Raw genomic sequence first — 15,252 nt, forward strand, 5'->3', positions numbered from 1 at the left:
AGTTGACGTGATGTTGACACGGGGGTGTGACGAGCTCTACGGTCGTTGAGGACATCGGATCCCCGAACAGGAAGGACCTTATGCAGATCGAGCTCAAGGGTCGCAACGTTCCGGTCACCGACGACTTGCGCGAGCACGTCGAGAAGAGATTCCGAAAAATCTCGAACCAGGTCCCCGAAGTCGTGCGCATGGAGGTGGAGTTCGCGCACGAGAACAACCCTTCGATTGCCGAGCGCGAGTGCGCGGAGGTCACCCTCTATCTCAAGGGCAAGACCCTCCGGGCCCACGACCACGCTCGTGATCTGCATCACGCCATCAACCTCTGCGAAGAAGAGCTCTGCCGCCAGGTGAAGCAGTACCGCGAGAAGCGCCGCCATCGGCGCGAGGCGAGGATCTCCGCGGCTGCAGGCCGCGTGCGCCCGGCGCTCTAGGCGCCCGCGCACCCGCCGCCAGGCGGCACCAGACCCAAGCCGGCCTGCCCGGCCGGCCGGGGATTCACGTCCCCGCAGGCCACCGCCGCGCGACCAGGTCGCGCGGCGGACCGGCCCACTCGGACCCGTTCGCCCCGCCGCACCGGCGTGCCCCGGCGTCCCGATATCTCCGTCTACACTCAGCCCATGGGCATTCTCGACCGCGCGCTCAACATGGGCGAGGGCAAGCAGTTCCGTCAGTACGAGAAGCGCGTCGCCGCGATCGGCGCCTTCGAACCTGAGCTCGAGCTCGAATCCGACGAGGAGCTTCGCGACCGCTTCCAGGCGCTGAAGGTCCGCGTCCAGGAGGGCGGCGAGTCGCTCGACGACGTGCTGCCGGAGAGCTTCGCGATCACCCGCGAGGCGAGCCGCCGCTCGATGGGCATGCGCCACTTCGACGTGCAGCTCATCGGCGCGATGGTGCTCCACGGGGGCAACATCGCCGAGATGAAGACCGGCGAGGGCAAGACGCTCACCGGCACGCTCGCCGTCGCGCTCAACGCGCTCGCGGGCAAGGGCGTCCACGTCGTGACGGTCAACGACTACCTCGCCAAGCGCGACGCCGAGTGGATGACCCCGCTCTACTCGTTCCTCGGGCTCACCGTCGGCGTCCTGCAGAACATGCAGGCCTACGAGGACAAGCAGGTCTGCTACGCCTCGGACATCACCTACGGGACGAACTCCGAGTTCGGCTTCGACTACCTGCGCGACAACATGGCGACGTCGCTCGAGGAGAAGGTCCAGCACGGCGGCCGCTACACCGAGGACGGGCGTCCGCTCGCGACGCACAACTTCGCGATCGTCGACGAGGTCGACAACATCCTCATCGACGAGGCGCGCACCCCGCTCATCATCTCCGGTGCCCCCGAGGCCGCCGCCGACTACTACGTCCAGTTCGCGAAGCTCGCGAAGATCATGGAGCCGGGCAAGGCCCCGGAGGGGATGGACCCGCGGACGAAGAAGGAGTTCGTCGCCGACTTCGACTTCGAGTTCGACGAGAAGCACAAGACCGTCGCCGTCACCGAGCGCGGCGTCGCGAAGACCGAGAAGTTCCTCGGCATCGACCACCTGTACCGCGCGGAGAACGGGCCGCTCGTAAACCACCTCATCCAGTCGCTCAAGGCCGAGGCGCTCTACAAGCGCGACGTCGAGTACGCCGTCGTCGACGGCGAGGTGAAGATCATCGACGAGTTCACCGGCCGCATCCTCGACGGGCGCCGCTGGTCGGAGGGCCTGCACCAGGCCGTCGAGGCGAAGGAGGGCGTCCGCGTCCAGGAGGAGAACCAGACCCTCGCGACCGTCACGCTGCAGAACTACTTCCGCATGTACGACAAGCTCGCGGGCATGACCGGCACCGCCCTCACCGAGGCGACCGAGTTCATGAAGATCTACAAGCTCGGCGTCGTCCAGGTCCCGACGAACCGCGAGATGGTTCGCATGGACAAGAACGATCAGGTCTACAAGACGAAGGAGGGCAAGTGGTCCGCCGTCGTCCGGGAGATCGAGGCGCGCCACGCGGTCGGGCAGCCTGTCCTCGTCGGCACCATCTCCGTCGAGGTCTCCGAGATGCTCGGCGACCGCCTGGCCGCGAAGGGCATCAAGCACGCGGTCCTCAACGCGAAGCCCGAGTACGCCGAGATGGAGGCGCACGTCGTCGCCGAGGCGGGGCAGCCCGGCGCCGTGACGATCGCGACGAACATGGCCGGCCGCGGCGTCGACATCAAGCTCGGCGGCAACGCGGAGCACCTCGCCGAGCTCGAGGTCAAGAGCAAGCTCGGCCTGGAGCCGACCGATCCCGACTTCGCCGAGCACGTCGCGAGGGTCCTGCCGTCGCTCGAGGAGCAGATCGAGTCCCAGCGCCAGGAGGTCATGGCGGCCGGCGGCCTCTTCATCGTCGGCACCGAGCGCCACGAGTCGCGGCGGATCGACAACCAGCTCCGCGGCCGCGCCGGGCGCCAGGGCGACCCCGGCGAGTCGCGCTTCTTCCTCTCCGCCGAGGACGACCTCGTCCGCCTCTTCGCGGGCGACCGCATCTACAAGATCCTTGACCGACTCGGCACGACCGACGAGGAGGGCAACGAGGAGCCGATCGAGGCGGGCATGCTCTCGAAGCAGATCGAGAAGGCCCAGCGGAAGGTCGAGGAGCAGAACTTCCTCATCCGCAAGCGCGTCCTCGAGTACGACGACGTCATGAACGAGCAGCGCCGCGTCGTCTACGAGTACCGCGACGGCGTCCTCGAGGGCGAGGACATGGGCGAGCAGGCGCGCATGCAGGTCTCCGAGGCGATCGGCCGCGTCATCTCCGAGTACACGCTCGGGGACTACATCGAGGACTGGGACCTCGACGGCCTGTGGATCGCGATCAGCGACATCTGGCCCGTGAGCTTCGTGCCGGAGGAGCTCGACCTCGACGGCGTCGACCGCGAGACGCTCACGCAGACGCTCGCCGACGACGCGATCTCGCTGTACGACAAGCGCGAGGAGGAGCTCGGCGCCGAGCTCATGCGCGTGCTCGAGCGCTACCTGCTCCTGCAGATCATCGACCAGCGCTGGCGCGAGCACCTGTACGACATGGACTACCTGCGCGAGGGCATCCACCTCCGCGGGTTCGCCCAGATCGACCCGCTCGTCGCGTACAAGAACGAGGCCTTCGACCTCTTCACCGATCTCATGAACACGATCTGGGCGGACTTCGCCCGGATGATCTTCCACGTGGAGGTCGAGATCGAGGGCGAGGAGGCCCCGCAGATCCCGGCGCCCTCGTTCGGCGGCGGCGCCGGGCAGAACGTCTCCTACACCGGCGGCGTCGGCACGACGCAGCCGAGCGCGCTGATGGCGGCGGCCGAGGGCGGCGAGCAGTACGCGCAGGCCGACGAGGAGCCGCTGCCCGCGCCCGTGCAGCAGCGCGTCCTCGGCGACCACGACACGATCGGGCGCAACGACGCGTGCTGGTGCGGCTCGGGCCGCAAGTTCAAGAAGTGCCACGGGGCCTGACGCCCGTGCCCGGCGCACGGCCGCGCTAAAGCGCCGTGCCGCCGGGGCCGATGCAGGCTCCATGGCCCCGGGTGCTCGCACCGTGCCCTTCGGCACGACGCCGTCCGAGCGCGCGACGATGGCCCGGGCCCTCGCGGGCCTCTTCGCCGCGGGCGGGGCCCTCGTCGTCGCCACCCTCGTCCTCCCGCACGACGGCACGACCCGGTCGCTCGGTGTCCTCGGGCCGGGCGCCCTCGCGATGGTCGTCGGGGCCGTCCTCTACCGCTTCGCCACGCACGCGGGTGTCCGGCTGCTGCAACTGCTGCTCGTGCTGGGGACGACGCTCGTCACGGTCACGGTCCTCGCCGGCGGCTCGAGCGCCACCGCATACCCGTTCCTCTACCTGTGGGTCTCGCTGTACGCCTTCTACTTCTTCACGACGCGGGCGGCCGCCGTGCTCGTCGGGCTGGCGATCCTGCAGTACGGCCTCGCGTGCGCCTTCGAGGAGGACACGCCGGTGCCGGGCGTCCACTGGCTCATGGCGACCGGGTCGATCCTCGTCGGCGGCGTCCTCATCGGGCGGCTCATGGCGGCGATCCGCGCGCAGTCCGCGGACCTGGCCAGCGTCTCGCGGATGGCCGGGGGCCTCTCCGACGTCGAGGACTTCGCGCAGGTGACGTGCGAGTCGCTGCGCGCGTCCGCGTCGGCCGACGTCGTCATCTTCCTCGAGCCGCTCGACGGGGCGACCGGGCTGCAGGTCACGGCGATGGCCGGCGCGTCGGAGGCCGGGCTCGCCTTCAGCGGGGACGCCGCGCGCCGCGGGCTCGAGCTGGCGTTCCGGGGCGGCGACGCGGTCGAGCTGCTCGCCGACGCCGGCGCGGGCGGTCGCGGACCGTTCGGCGGGCAGGTCCTCGGACTCGCCCAGCCCGTGCTCCTCGAGGGCGTGACGGTCGCCGTCCTCGCCGTCGCGTGGACGAGCCCGCGCCGCAACCTGCCCGAGCGCCTGCGGAGCGCCGCGATGCTCTTCGCGGCCGAGGCGAGCCTCGCGCTCGACCGGGCCCAGCGCGCGTCGCAGGACCGCGAGCGTCAGGCCCTCGAGATCAACGACAACATCGTGCAGGGACTCGTCGTCGCGAAGTACTTCGCGCAGCGGGGCAACCCCGCCGAGTCGATCCGCGCGCTCGACGAGACGCTCGACCGCGCGCGGCGGCTCATCACCGACCAGCTGCAGTCGGTCGCCCACGGGCGCCACGGCGCGATCCGGCCCGGCGACCTCGCCCGCAGCGAGGCGTCGAGCGTCGACGTGCGCGACCCGGCCGCGGACGCCGCCGACCCGGCGTCGATCCGCTCGGCCTCCTGAAGCACGTCAGGAGGTGGGACGCGGCGGCGGGAGCGCTGCGCCGGCGACGGCGTGGGCGCGCGCCGCGAGGACGGTCGCGTGGTTGATGCGCACGCCGTCCCACACGTCCGGCGGGTACCCGCCCGCGAGCGTCACGACGAGCGGCAGCCCCGCGGCGGCGGCGTGGCCGAGGACGAGCTCGTCGCGGGCGCGCAGGCCGTCGAAGGTGAGCTGCAGGCGCCCGAGCCCGTCGCCCTCCCACGGGTCGGCCCCGGCGAGGTAGAGCACGAGGTCGGGGGCGCCGAAGCTCCGGGCCGCGACGTGGAGTGCGTCCTGCAGCGCGGCGAGGTAGCCGTCGTCCCCGGTCCCCGCCGGCAGCTCGACGTCGAGGTCCGAGGGGATCCTGGTGAACGGGTAGTTGCGCTCGCACTGGACGCTCAGGGTGTACGCGTCCGGGTCGGGCCCGAGCAGCTCGGCGGTGCCGTCGCCCTGGTGCACGTCGCAGTCGACGACGAGGATCCGCTGGGCGCGGCCCTCGGCCCGGAGGATCGCGGTGACGACGGCGAGGTCGTTGAAGAGGCAGTAGCCGCGGGCGCTCGCGTGCCCGGCGTGGTGGGTGCCGCCGCCGAGCATGACGCCGATGCGCTGCCCGTCGAGGGCGTCCCGCGCGGCGTGGAGCGTCCCCTGGGTGCCGCGGCGCGCACGTTCGACGAGCTCGGGTGACCACGGCAGGCCGAGCACGCGGCCCTCGCGCCGGTCCAGGGCACCGGTGCGCATCCGGGCGAGGAAGGCGTCCTCGTGCACGTGGGCGAGCGCGTCCCAGGAGATCGGCTCGGGGGTCAGGACGTCCGCCGCGCGGAGTGTCCCGTCGTTCACGAGCGTGTCGCGCAGCAGGCGGTACTTCGCCAGCGGGTAGCGGTGCCCGGCGGGAAGCGGGAAGGGGTGGTCGGCGTGGGACCAGACGCGCACGCCGTCAGGATGCCCGGTCCGGGGCGCGCCGCCGTGCCGGGACGCTCAGGGGCCGGGACGCGACCCGGGCCGCGCGGTCGTCCCGCTGCCGGTGCCGCCGACGCCCCCCGGCGTCCGCGTCGCGCTCGTGATCCGCCGCCCGCCCGGCAGGCGGTCGACGATCCGGCCGGCGCGCTCGATCGCGCCCTCGAGCGGCTCGCCGAGGTCGAGCGCGCGCTGGAGCAGCGGGAGCGCGGCGGCGATCTCCGCGCCGCGCCGGGCGACCTCCTCGCCGACGGCCTGCGCGCCCTTCGCCTCGGCGACGAGCTGATCGCCGAGCCCGGCCAGCCGGTCACCCATCGCGGTGATCTGCGCCGCCCGGCCCTCGAGCGTCTCCCCGAGGACGAGCAGCTTGTCGATCTCGCCCTCGATGCGCGTCGCCCGGGTGTCGAGGCGCTCGAGCAGGTCGAGGGCCCGTTCCGCGCTGCCGGCGAGCGAGTGGAGGTCGTCGAGCGTGCGCAGCGCGAGCCGGGGCGGCAGCACGACGAGGGCGACGAGCGAGTTCACCCGAGCGACGATACCCTCGGACGCCCATGGCCACGCCGTCCTCCAGCGATCTCACCGTCTCCCAGCGCCTCGCCCAGATCGACTCGGCGATGGCGATCCTGCGCGACGGCATCGATCCCGACGCCCTCCTCGCCCGCTCGGCGGAGCTCGAGGCGCGCATGGGGGAGCCCGGCTTCTGGGACGACGCCGACGCCGCTGCGAAGGTCAGCGCCGAGCACGCCCGTGCCTCGCGCAAGGCCGAGGCGTTCGGCCAGCTCGAGGCCGACGCCGGCGACCTCGCGGACCTCGCCGAGATGGCGCTCGAGGACAGCTCGCTCGGTGGCGAGCTCGAAGAGCAGATCGCCTCGGTCGAGGAGCGCATCGCCGCCCTCGAGGAGGAGCGCCTGTTCAGCGGCAAGTACGACTCGGGCGACGCGATCGTCACGATCAACGCGGGGGCGGGCGGGACCGACGCCCAGGACTGGGCCGAGATGCTCCTGCGGATGGAGATGCGCTGGGCGCAGCAGCGGGGCTTCAAGGTCGAGCTGCTCGAGGCGAGCGCGGGGGAGGAGGCCGGCATCAAGTCCGCCGCCTTCCGCGCCGAGGGCGAGAACGCCTACGGCCTGTTCGGCGCCGAGAAGGGCGTGCACCGCCTCGTGCGCATCAGCCCGTTCGACTCGCAGGCGCGGCGCCAGACGGCGTTCGCCGGCCTCGAGGTCGCGCCGGTCATCGACGACGTCGGCGAGATCGTCATCGACATGGACGACGTGAACGTCGACACGTACCGCGCTTCGGGCGCCGGCGGGCAGCACGTCAACAAGACCGATTCGGCCGTGCGGCTCACGCACCGCCCGAGCGGCATCGTCGTCCAGTGCCAGAACGAGCGCTCGCAGACGGCGAACAAGGAGACGGCGCTGAAGATGCTCCGCGGCAAGCTCGTCGAGCTGCGCGAGCGCGAGCGGATGGAGGAGCTCGCGCGCGAGAAGGGCGAGGCGCAGGACGTCGGCTGGGGCTCGCAGATCCGCTCGTACGTCCTCGCGCCGTACACGATGGTCAAGGACCACCGCACGAACGTCGAGGTGGGCGACCCGACGAAGGTCCTCGACGGCGACCTCGACAAGTTCATCCGCGCCGAGCTGCTGCGCCGGGCCGGGCGCGGTGACGCGGCCGCGGGCGGCACGGACGACGGCGAGGCCTGAGCGTGTCCGGGCCCGGCGACCGGCCTCCGGTCCACGGGCCGCACGGCGGCGCCGGCCAGCCGGTCGCGCCGTACTTCGACGCCGTCGTCGCGTACGGGCTGCGCGGCTCGGGCCGCTTCCACGTCCCGGGCCACAAGGGCGGGCCCGGTGCGGACCCGGCGCTGCGCCACGCCCTCGGGGAGCGGGCCCTCGCGCTCGACGTCCCGCAGGACATCCACGGGATCGACCTGGGTCCCGGCCCGACCCCGTACGCGCAGGCGGAGGCGCTCGCCGCGGAGGCGCACGGCGCCGCGCGGACGTTCTTCCTCACGAACGGGGCGACGCAGGGCAACCACGCGCTGACGCTCGCGCTCGCGCCGCTCGGGGCGCGCGTCGTCTGCCAGCGCAACTCGCATGCGTCGATCGTCGACGGCCTCGTCCTCAGCGGAGGCGTGCCGACGTTCGTCCCGCCCGAGATCGACGACGCGCTCGGCATGGCCCATGGCGTGACGCCCGACGGGCTGCGCGCCGCGCTGGCCCGGGCGCCGGACGCGCGCGCGGCGTTCGTCGTGTCCCCGACGTACTACGGCATGTGCGCGGACGTCGCGGCGCTCGCCGACGTCGCCCACGCGGCGGGTGTCCCGCTCGCCGTCGACCAGTCGTGGGGCCCGCACTTCGGCTTCCACCCCGACCTGCCGCAGAGCGCGCTCGCGCTCGGCGCCGACGCCGTCCTGACGAGCACGCACAAGCTCGCGGGCTCGCTGACGCAGTCGGCGATGCTCCACATCTCCGGCAGCGGCCGAGTCGACGCGGAGCAGGTGGCCCGCGCGATCCGCCTCGTCCGCTCGACCTCGCCGTCGTCGCTGCTCATGGCCTCGCTCGACGCGGCGCGCCGCCAGCTCGCCGTCCACGGCGAGGCGCTCCTGCACGAGACACTCGCCGCCGTCCACCGCACGCGCGCGAAGCTCGGCACGACGCCGGGCATCGCCGTCCTCGGGCCGGAGCTCGTCGGCCGGCCGGGCGTCGCGGACTGGGACCCGCTGCGGATCGTCCTCGACGTCCGCGCGACGGGGCGCAGCGGCTACGAGGTCGCCGAGGCGCTGCGCGGCGCCTACGACGCCGGGGTCGAGCTCGCCACCGCGGCGACCGTCGTGCTCGTCGTCGGCGTCGCCGAGTCCGCGGTCGCGCTCGAGCGCGTCGCAGGCGACCTCGACGAGACGGTTAAGCGGATCGCGGTGGACTCAGGCACCCTCGGCCCCGTCGTGCGCCCGCCGTCGGCGCCGCCCACCGAGACCGTCGTCGCCCCGCGCTACGCCTTCCTCGGCGACGCCGAGCGCGTCCCCGTGCACGAAGCCGTCGGCCGCGTCTCCTGCGAGTCGATCGCCGGCTATCCGCCCGGGATCCCGGCGCTCCTGCCCGGTGAGCGCGTCACGGAAGAGGTCATCGCGTACCTGCAGGCGATCCTCGACGGCGGGGCGCGCCTGCACGGCGCGAGCGACGCGACGTTCGCGACGCTCCACGTCCTCCGCGACACCTGAGCCCGGAGCCGGCGGCTCGCCGCCCGCCCCGGCGCCCGCCCCGCCCGCGGGCCGCCTACCTGACCTGCAGCACCGGCTTGCCGACGACCGTCCGGTCGGCGAACGCCTGCAGCACCGCCGGGCCCTGCTCGAGGGGGACGGCCGGCCCGGCCTCGAAGCGGAGCTTCCCCTCGGCCATCCAGCCGAACGTCTCGTCGGCGGTCCGGCGCGGGAACGCCGGGTCCACCGCCGCGAACCCGCCGTAGTTCACGCCGACGACGTCGTGGCTGCGCAGGAGCAGGCGGTTGACCTTCACCTCGGGGATCGTGCCCCCGGCGAACCCGACGACGAGCAGTCGGCCCTCGGGCGCCATGCAGCGCAGCGACCCGGCGAAGACGTCGCCGCCGACCGGGTCCCAGACGACGTCCGCGCCGCGGCCGCCGGTCAGCTCCTTGACGGCGGTGACCCAGTCGCCGCCGCTGTCGACGGCCTCGTCCGCGCCGGCCGCAAGGGCGGCGGCGCGCTTGTCCTCCGAGGACGCCGCCGCGATGATCCGGCCCGCCCCGACCGCCTTCGCGACCCCGATCGCCGCGAGGCCGGTGCCGCCCGCGGCGCCGTGCACGAGGACGGTCTCGCCGGGCGCGAGGCGCCCGCGCCGCACGAGGCCGAGGTACGCCGTCCCGGCGTTGATGACCGCCCCCGCGGCGGTGACGTCGTCGACCGCGTCGGGGAGCGGGAAGGCGAGGAACTCGGGCACGGCGACGACCTCGGCGTAGCCGCCGGAGAACGTCATCGCGGCCACGCGCTGGCCCGGCTTCAGCGCGCTCCCGGCCGGGACGCTGCGCACCGTCCCGGCGACCTCGAAGCCCGGGATGAACGGCAGCGGCGGCTTGATCTGGTACTCGCCCTTCGTCACGAGCATGTCGACGAAGCCGACGCCGGCGGTGTTCACGTCGACGAGCACGAGGCCGTCACCGCCCTCGGGGACCGGCACGTCCTCCAGGTGCAGACCCGACGGGCCGGTGGTCTCGCGGAGCATGAGGGCGCGCATGGGAGGGACCCTAGCCGCGGTCGGCCGTCCTATCCTTCACCGTCCCATGACCGTCCCCGCCGTCGACCCCGCCCTGATCGCCGACCTCGTCGCCCGGGCCCTCGCCGAGGACGTCGGGACCGGGGACGTGACGAACGCCGCGACCGTCCCGCCGGGGACCCGCGCCACCGCCCGCGTCCGCCAGAAGGCGCCGGGCGTGGTCTACGGCCTCACCGCGGCCGCCGAGGCGTTCCGCCAGTGCGACCCGGACGCGGTCTTCACCGCGCTGACCGAGGAGTGCGCCTGGCGCGAGGACGGGCCCGTCTTCGAGGTCGCCGGCGACGCGGCGGCGCTGCTCACCGCCGAGCGCACCGCGCTGAACTTCCTGGGTCGCCTGAGCGGGGTCGCGACGATGAGCGCCCGCTACGCCCGCGCCGTCGCCGGCACCGGCGCGACGATCATCGACACGCGCAAGACGACGCCGGGGCTGCGGCTGCTCGAGAAGGCGGCCGTCGCCGCGGGCGGCGCCGCCAACCACCGCATCGGGCTCTTCGACGCGGTGCTCATCAAGGAGAACCACGCCGCGATGGCCGGCGGGGTCGGGGCTGCCGTCACCGCCGCCAAGGCGTACGCCGCGGCCGCCGGGCGCGACCTGCTCGTGGAGGTCGAGGTTCGCGACCTGACCGAGATCGACGAGGCCCTCGCGGCCGGCGCCCCGCGCCTGCTGCTCGACAACATGAGCGTGGACGCGCTGCGGGCGGCCGTCGCGCACATCGCCGGCCGCGCCGAGACCGAGGCGAGCGGCAACGTGAACCTCGACACGGTCCGGGGGATCGCCGAGACGGGAGTACAATTCATCTCCGTCGGCGCCCTCACGCATTCGGCTCCGACGCTCGATCTGTCCCTGATCCTCACCCCAGAGAAGGACGCCCTGTGATGACCGAGCTGCTGACCCTCGAGAGCATTCCCGCGCTGCAGGCCGAGGTCCGCGCGCTGGCCAAGGAACGCAACGCCGTCATCCTCGCGCACAACTACCAGCTGCCCGAGGTGCAGGACGTCGCCGACTACGTCGGTGACTCCCTCGGCCTCAGCCAGCAGGCGGCGAAGTCCGACGCGGCCGTCATCGCGTTCTGCGGCGTGCACTTCATGGCCGAGACCGCCTCGGTCCTCTGTCCCGACAAGCAGGTCCTCATCCCGGACGTCGACGCGGGCTGCTCGCTCGCCGACTCGATCACCCCGGGCGAGCTGCGCGACTGGCAGGCCAAGTTCGGTGGGCGGGATCGGGTCAAGACGGTGATGTACGTCAACACGACGGCGGAGATCAAGGCGCTCACCGACTACTGCGTCACCTCGTCGAACGCCGTCGCGGTCGTCGAGCACATCTACCGCGAGCACGGGCCGGACACGGAGATCCTCTTCGGGCCGGACATGTTCCTCGGCGCGTACGTCGAGAAGACGACCGGCCGCAAGATGCACGTCTGGGACGGCGAGTGCCACGTCCACGCCGGGATCCGCCCGTCGGACATCGAGGAGGTGCGCGCGGCGAACCCCGGCGCCGACTTCCTCATCCACCCGGAGTGCGGCTGCTCGACGAGCGTCATGGAGTACGTCGCGGCGGGCGACGTCGACGTCGAGGGCGTCCACATGCTCTCGACCGGCGGGATGCTCAAGTACGCCGAGGACCACAAGGGCGACGGCGGCACGGTGATCATGGCGACCGAGGTCGGGATGATGTACCCGCTCCAGGTCGCCGCCCCCGACCTGAACTTCATCGCGGCGAACGAGAAGGCGAGCTGCCGCTACATGAAGATGATCACGCTGCCGAAGCTCCGCGACTGCCTGCGGGACCTCAGCGGCGAGGTGAAGGTCGAGCCCACCATCGCCGAGAAGGCCCGCATCCCGATCGAGCGGATGGTCTCGATCAACGCCTGAGCGGCGTCACCCCGCCGGCGGCCCGCACCACGTCTCCAGGGCCGCCGTCAGGCCGGAGGTGCTGCCGTCCTCCCCGACCCAGCCGACGTGGCCGTCGGGGCGGACGAGGACGGCGGTGGGCGGCGCGACGGCGCCGAGGACGGGTAGCTCCCACAGGCCGTGGGAGGCCGCGGTGAGGACGCGGACGCGGCCGCTGAAGCCCGCGGCGTCGACCCCGCCCGGGGTCCCGAGATCGAGCACGAGGGGCCGGGCGTCGCGCAGCAGCTCGTAGACGCGGACCGGTCCGCGGTCGCGCGTCCCTCCGAGGTCGAGGTCGAGGTCACGGCCCAGGTCGAGGTCGCGGTCCGGCATGCGGCGCCCGAGGACGGGATGGCCGTCCCCGAGGTCGTAGTGGATGTCCAGGCCGGAGAACATCCCGCCGAGCGCGCGGCGCGGTCCGTCGAGGCCGACGACGTCGCCCAGGGTCTCACGCAGGGCCGCGATCCGGTCGTCCGGCCGCTGCAGCGCGGCCTGGGCCATCGTCAGCCGCAGCACGCGTGCGCCGACCGGGTGGCGTTCGGCGTGGTAGGTGTCCAGCAGCGCGTCCGGGGCGTCGCCGCGCGCCACGGCGGCGAGCTTCCAGCCGAGGTTCACCGCGTCCTGCACGCCGGTGTTCAGCCCCTGCCCGCCGGCCGGGGAGTGGATGTGCGCGGCGTCCCCGGCGAGGAGGACCCGGCCGCTCCGGTAGGCGTCCGCCTGGCGCGTGGCGTCGGAGAACCGCGAGATCCACGTCGGGCTGTGCGCGCCGTGGTCGGTGCCGTACACGCGGACGAGCGCCGCACGCAGCTCGTCGAGCCCGGGCTCGCCCGCGGGGCGGGGCTGTGCGTCGGTCACCATGACGCGGAACGGGCCCGCGTCCGCCCAGACGATCTCGCCGTCGCGGATCTCGTACTCCACGCGGCCGATGCTGTGGACCCCCGCCGCGTCGCGGCGGATGCCGAGCTCCGGGTCGCCGGTCAGCTCGACCTCGGCGATGAGCGCGCTCATCGCCGCGTCCCAGCCGGGGAAGCCGATGCCCGCGGCCTTGCGCACGACGCTGCGCCCGCCGTCGCAGCCGACGAGCCAGCCCGTGCGGAGGACGTCGCCGCCCACGAGCTCGACGTCGACCCCGCCGGCGTCCTGCGCGAGACCGATGACCTCGCGGCCCCGGTCGATCGGCACCCCGAGCTCGGCGACCCAGCCGGCGAGGATCCGCTCGATGTGGTTCTGCCACAGCCCGAGGCCGTAGCCGTGCCGCGTGGGGAAGTCGCTGATGTCGATCGGCGTCGGGCCGAACTGCGTCACCTGCGCGACCTGCCCCTCGTCGAGGAAGCGGTCGGCGACGCCCCGCTGGTCGAGCACCTCGATCGTCCGCGCGTGGAGGCCGCCCGCCCGTGACCCGGCGAGCTCCGGGTCCGGGCGCCGCTCGACGACGGCGACGTCCGTCCCCGCCAGCGCGAGCTCGGCCGCGAGCATCAGACCGGTCGGCCCGCCCCCGGCGATGACCACGGTGTGTCCCGGCGTTGTCGCTGCACCCATCTCGCTGCTCCGTTTCCTCGTTCCCGGCGATCGAGCGGACGATCATGAGGCACGCCCGGGGCTTGAAACAAGCCCCCCTGCCGGGTTTAATCTGGAGGCGGAGAGGGGTGTTCACACGCGAGCCACGCCCGAACCGGCACGGGCGTGCCAGACTCGCGCGCATGAGTGACCAGTCCCGCCGCGCGTTCCTCGCCGGCAGCGTCGCCGCCGCCGGCGGCGTCCTCCTCGGCGGGCCGGAGGCCCTCGCCCGTGGCTTTCGCGCCGCGCGCCCCGCGGTGCCCGCCGCGCGCGCGGGCGGCTTCTCGCTCGGCGTGATGAGCGGGTTCCCGTCGACGACCGGCGCGGTCCTGTGGACGCGGGTCGACGACCTGCCGCGCACGTCGACGATCACCCTCGAGGTCGCGACCGACAGGGGCTTCCGCAGGGTCGTGCAGCGCCGGCGCGTCCGGGCGTCCGCCGTCCGGGACTACACCGCGCGCAGCCAGGTGACGGGCCTGAGGCCGGGAGAGGAGTACTTCTACCGCTTCCACACGAGGACGACGGACTCGCCGGTCGGGCGCCTGCGCACGCTGCGGCCCGCCGACTCGGCCGAGCCGGTCCGCATCGGCGTCCTCTCCTGCCAGTCCTACGAGGCGGGGTACTACACGGCGATCGCCGGCCTCGCAGCCGAGCCGGACCTCGACCTCGTCCTGCACCTCGGCGACTACATCTACGAGCACCACTACTACGACGGCCCGGCCGCCCGGAGGGACACGACCGGCCCGGGCCGCGACGGGGACGTCCAGACGCTCGACGAGTTCCGCGCGAAGTACCGCCTCTACAAGCGCGACCCGAACCTCCAGGCGATGCACGCCGCCCACCCGTTCGTCCCGATCTGGGACGACCACGAGGTCGAGGACAACTACGCGGGGACGGGGCCCGACTCGATCAGCCGCAGCCCGGCCAAGACGGAGAACGACAACGCCTACCCGCGCCGCGTCTCCTTCGCCGAGCGGCGCCGGGCGGGCTACCTGTCGTACTTCGAGTACCAGCCGCGCGTCCGCCCGGCCGGCGACACGAGGATCTACGGGACGGTGCCGCTCGGCGCGGGCGCGACCGTCTTCCTCACCGACCAGCGCCAGTACCGCACGCCGCAGCCCTGCCACGACGCGATCGTCCAGCCCTGTGCCGACGACCACGCACCGGGCGCCACGATGCTCGGTGCGACGCAGAAGGCGTGGTTCAAGGACGCGCTCGCGCGCGACACCGCCACCTGGAAGCTGTGGGCGAGCGAGGTGATGCTCATGGGCTGGGACTCCGCCCCCGGGGTCCCGCTGAACCAGGACGGGTGGGACGGCTACGGCGCCGAGCGCGAGGAGATCCTCACGCACGTCAGGGACAGGGGCATCCGGAACCTCGCGGTCCTCACCGGCGACATCCACACCTACGTCGCCGGCACCCTCACGACGACGGGCCGCGTCGGCGGCACGCCGGTCGCGACCGAGTTCGTCGGCGGATCGGTGACGTCGCTCGGCCTCGAGTCGACCGCCGCCGCGCCGCTGACGCCGTTCAGCCAGGCGCTGCTCGCGACGAACCCGCACATCAGCTACCTCGACACCCGGCGCCGCGGCTACATGGTCGTCGAGGCGACGAAGGCGCAGCTGTCGGTCCGCTTCCGGTCGCCCGCGTCGATCCTCGTCCCGGAGAGCCCCGTGAGCACGAGCGCGGCCTTCACGGTGGAGGCGGGCTCGACGGCGGTCCACCGGGCCTAGGAGTACGCTCG

Annotated in this window: 12 protein-coding genes; 8 read left to right on the top strand and 4 right to left on the bottom strand. The window is 73.2% G+C overall.

The genetic code is table 11. From position 1 onward, the window contains the following. Window positions 1–80 precede the first annotated feature (80 nt). The 3 genes from hpf to NBH00_RS06485 all read left to right on the top strand — a co-directional run bounded on the left by hpf (window position 81) and on the right by NBH00_RS06485 (window position 4,803). Entirely contained in the window at window positions 81–431 is a 351-nt protein-coding gene (gene hpf / locus NBH00_RS06475) for a ribosome hibernation-promoting factor, HPF/YfiA family (protein WP_254572536.1), read from the top strand. A gap of 186 nt (window positions 432–617) precedes the next feature. Continuing rightward, window positions 618–3,464, top strand: a complete 2,847-nt coding sequence (gene secA, locus NBH00_RS06480) for a preprotein translocase subunit SecA (RefSeq protein ID WP_302182705.1) — start codon at window positions 618–620, stop codon at window positions 3,462–3,464. 61 nt (window positions 3,465–3,525) lie between these two features. Beyond that, window positions 3,526–4,803, top strand: coding sequence for a hypothetical protein (locus tag NBH00_RS06485; protein WP_254572537.1), 1,278 nt, complete (start codon window positions 3,526–3,528; stop codon window positions 4,801–4,803). 6 nt (window positions 4,804–4,809) lie between these two features. On the opposite strand, the gene NBH00_RS06490 is transcribed toward NBH00_RS06485, so the two are convergent. Beyond that, window positions 4,810–5,751: a histone deacetylase family protein gene (locus tag NBH00_RS06490; RefSeq protein WP_254572538.1), complete on the bottom strand. Its 942-nt coding sequence runs from the start codon at window positions 5,749–5,751 to the stop codon at window positions 4,810–4,812. Window positions 5,752–5,796: 45 nt separating this feature from the next. Next, window positions 5,797–6,297, bottom strand: coding sequence for a hypothetical protein (locus tag NBH00_RS06495; protein ID WP_254572539.1), 501 nt, complete (start codon window positions 6,295–6,297; stop codon window positions 5,797–5,799). A gap of 26 nt (window positions 6,298–6,323) precedes the next feature. Between NBH00_RS06495 and prfB the strand changes: the two genes are divergently transcribed. Together prfB and NBH00_RS06505 are read left to right on the top strand one after the other, a co-directional pair. Next, window positions 6,324–7,475 carry a peptide chain release factor 2 gene (gene prfB, locus NBH00_RS06500; protein WP_302182706.1) on the top strand — a complete coding sequence of 384 codons (1,152 nt, stop codon included), beginning with the start codon at window positions 6,324–6,326 and terminating at the stop codon, window positions 7,473–7,475. 2 nt (window positions 7,476–7,477) lie between these two features. Continuing rightward, window positions 7,478–8,992: an aminotransferase class I/II-fold pyridoxal phosphate-dependent enzyme gene (locus tag NBH00_RS06505; RefSeq protein ID WP_254572540.1), complete on the top strand. Its 1,515-nt coding sequence runs from the start codon at window positions 7,478–7,480 to the stop codon at window positions 8,990–8,992. A 55-nt stretch (window positions 8,993–9,047) separates the two neighbouring features. Here NBH00_RS06505 and NBH00_RS06510 read toward each other — a convergent pair whose 3' ends face one another. Continuing rightward, the gene (locus NBH00_RS06510; protein WP_254572541.1) at window positions 9,048–10,022 is read right to left on the bottom strand and encodes an NADPH:quinone oxidoreductase family protein; all 975 of its coding nucleotides are present in this window, start codon (window positions 10,020–10,022) and stop codon (window positions 9,048–9,050) included. A gap of 46 nt (window positions 10,023–10,068) precedes the next feature. On the opposite strand from NBH00_RS06510, the gene nadC reads away from it, so the two are divergent. Together nadC and nadA are read left to right on the top strand one after the other, a co-directional pair. Further along, window positions 10,069–10,938, top strand: a complete 870-nt coding sequence (nadC, locus tag NBH00_RS06515) for a carboxylating nicotinate-nucleotide diphosphorylase (RefSeq protein WP_254572542.1) — start codon at window positions 10,069–10,071, stop codon at window positions 10,936–10,938. Continuing rightward, window positions 10,938–11,933, top strand: coding sequence for a quinolinate synthase NadA (gene nadA / locus NBH00_RS06520; protein ID WP_254572543.1), 996 nt, complete (start codon window positions 10,938–10,940; stop codon window positions 11,931–11,933). Before nadC ends, nadA begins: the two co-directional genes overlap by 1 nt. A 6-nt stretch (window positions 11,934–11,939) precedes the next feature. On the opposite strand, the gene NBH00_RS06525 is transcribed toward nadA, so the two are convergent. After that, complete coding sequence (locus NBH00_RS06525; RefSeq protein WP_254572544.1) at window positions 11,940–13,490, bottom strand: FAD-dependent monooxygenase; 1,551 nt, start codon at window positions 13,488–13,490, stop codon at window positions 11,940–11,942. Between the two features lie 161 nt (window positions 13,491–13,651). Here NBH00_RS06525 and NBH00_RS06530 point away from each other — a divergent pair, with 161 nt between their 5' ends. Next, entirely contained in the window at window positions 13,652–15,241 is a 1,590-nt protein-coding gene (locus NBH00_RS06530) for an alkaline phosphatase D family protein (protein ID WP_254572545.1), read from the top strand. Window positions 15,242–15,252 lie beyond the last annotated feature (11 nt).

The organism is Paraconexibacter antarcticus (genome assembly GCF_024220175.1).
GTDB lineage: Bacteria > Actinomycetota > Thermoleophilia > Solirubrobacterales > Solirubrobacteraceae > Paraconexibacter > Paraconexibacter antarcticus.

Bases quoted from the DNA above. Each gene is read 5' to 3' on its own strand.
- NBH00_RS06525 (WP_254572544.1), bottom strand. From the start codon at position 13,490: ATGGGTGCAGCGACAACGCCGGGACACACCGTGGTCATCGCCGGGGGC.
- secA (WP_302182705.1), top strand. From the start codon at position 618: ATGGGCATTCTCGACCGCGCGCTCAACATGGGCGAGGGCAAGCAGTTC.
- NBH00_RS06510 (WP_254572541.1), bottom strand. From the start codon at position 10,022: ATGCGCGCCCTCATGCTCCGCGAGACCACCGGCCCGTCGGGTCTGCAC.
- nadA (WP_254572543.1), top strand. From the start codon at position 10,938: ATGACCGAGCTGCTGACCCTCGAGAGCATTCCCGCGCTGCAGGCCGAG.
- NBH00_RS06485 (WP_254572537.1), top strand. From the start codon at position 3,526: ATGGCCCCGGGTGCTCGCACCGTGCCCTTCGGCACGACGCCGTCCGAG.
- nadC (WP_254572542.1), top strand. From the start codon at position 10,069: ATGACCGTCCCCGCCGTCGACCCCGCCCTGATCGCCGACCTCGTCGCC.
- NBH00_RS06530 (WP_254572545.1), top strand. From the start codon at position 13,652: ATGAGTGACCAGTCCCGCCGCGCGTTCCTCGCCGGCAGCGTCGCCGCC.
- hpf (WP_254572536.1), top strand. From the start codon at position 81: ATGCAGATCGAGCTCAAGGGTCGCAACGTTCCGGTCACCGACGACTTG.
- prfB (WP_302182706.1), top strand. From the start codon at position 6,324: ATGGCCACGCCGTCCTCCAGCGATCTCACCGTCTCCCAGCGCCTCGCC.